3 protein-coding genes are annotated in these 1354 nt (G+C 28.9%); 1 reads left to right on the top strand and 2 read right to left on the bottom strand.

Annotation, left to right across the window (positions count from 1 at the left end):
- Positions 1-49: 49 nt before the first annotated feature.
- On the bottom strand, positions 50-613 hold the full coding sequence (locus tag CLPUN_RS08150; RefSeq protein WP_077846806.1) for a sigma-70 family RNA polymerase sigma factor: 564 nt from the start codon (positions 611-613) through the stop codon (positions 50-52).
- 123 nt (positions 614-736) lie between these two features.
- On the opposite strand from CLPUN_RS08150, the gene CLPUN_RS08145 reads away from it, so the two are divergent.
- The gene (locus tag CLPUN_RS08145) at positions 737-949 is read left to right on the top strand and encodes a hypothetical protein (RefSeq protein ID WP_077846805.1); all 213 of its coding nucleotides are present in this window, start codon (positions 737-739) and stop codon (positions 947-949) included.
- On the opposite strand, the gene CLPUN_RS08140 is transcribed toward CLPUN_RS08145, so the two are convergent.
- Positions 936-1202, bottom strand: a complete 267-nt coding sequence (locus tag CLPUN_RS08140; protein ID WP_077846804.1) for a hypothetical protein — start codon at positions 1200-1202, stop codon at positions 936-938. The two genes, CLPUN_RS08145 and CLPUN_RS08140, sit on opposite strands and share 14 nt — an antisense overlap.
- Positions 1203-1354: the final 152 nt, after the last annotated feature.

Raw genomic sequence — 1354 nt, 5'->3', positions numbered from 1 at the left:
AAATTATTTTTATTTTCAAATATGTGTTATACTAAATGTGATTATTTGATTATGCCATTTGGATTGCTCTGCAGCATCCTTGTGGCTTTTTACTTTCTATTGAGCTCTTCATTACAGATAAAGATGTTTTTATGATTTTGCAAACTGTGGATTCACTTACCTTTAATTTCTCACCGGCTTCTTTGTAAGTTAAGCCTCGATAATAAATTAAATTTATAACTTTTCTACTTCTTTCATCTAATGATTCTAAAGCCCGATCCACCATTACTTTTATAAGTAATTCATCTTCAAAGCTTATAGCTCCTATAATTCTTTCTGATAAATCATTATCCTCATAGTTTAGTGATATAATCACAGATCCATATGCTGCACCTTTTTTCTCATTGAATCTTTTATCGCTAGTAATGTAATCACAAACTGACCACCTTATTTTTCTTGACGCCCAAGTCTTAAAACACGTTCCTTTATCATCTCTATAAGTGTCTCTAGCCTTAATTAACCCAATGCATGCAGCCGAATATAATTCATCAAATGTATACTTATACCGCATCTTTTTACGATATGTTAAAGCAGCTATTTTAGCTTCGCACAAGTATTCTTCCAAATTAATCAATTCTCTCCCTCCATTTCTTAATATTTTATTATGATTCAATCCACATATTTGGTATGTGTTGCCTTGGTTAAACTTTTTATTCTCAATATATGGTAGAATTATACAAAAGGGGTGTGCTAATTTATGTCTTCAAATAAAAATATTGTTTTTTCTGATGCTGAGTTAACAGCAATCTATTCTATGGTTGCCTATGAAATAGATGATCTTAATCGGGAATTAAATGATCCTTCTATTTCAGCAGATAAAAAGAAACATCTAAATTCATCCATTAAAACTTGTAAAAAAATTAAATCTAAGTTAGAAAAGCATGGTAAATTTACTTTTATTGATGATTAGATTTTCTTTTTATAGAATGATATATTGAAACTTCATCAGTGTAGTTATTTTTTGAAATAACTTTTCTTGTTTTTAGCTGTTCTTGAATTGGTACTTTGGGAGCAGCTCCTTTATCATTTAATTCAAACAATCTAATGTTTTCGTTTAGTTCTTCAAGCTCTTCTTCTTTTAAGGCTATCTGTCTATCCCCAAACCAAATCAAAAATAGCGATTTATTGTCTAAAGTTTCTGTTTTCTGAATTACTATTTGCAAATTTAATTTCTCCTTTTCTTATTTCTCTTTTTGGATTCTTGAATCATGTATGATTTTTGATTTTAATAGTATTGTTATTTGGTCAAATTGGCATAGGTATATCCTATGTTTAACCAAAACTTCTTGTAATTCATTAATAACTGGTTCAAAGT

Origin of the sequence: Clostridium puniceum, assembly GCF_002006345.1 — a bacterium.
GTDB lineage: Bacteria > Bacillota > Clostridia > Clostridiales > Clostridiaceae > Clostridium > Clostridium puniceum.
This window is presented reverse-complemented; position numbering and strand designations above follow the sequence as displayed.

Bases quoted from the DNA above. Each gene is read 5' to 3' on its own strand.
- CLPUN_RS08145 (WP_077846805.1), top strand. From the start codon at position 737: ATGTCTTCAAATAAAAATATTGTTTTTTCTGATGCTGAGTTAACAGCA.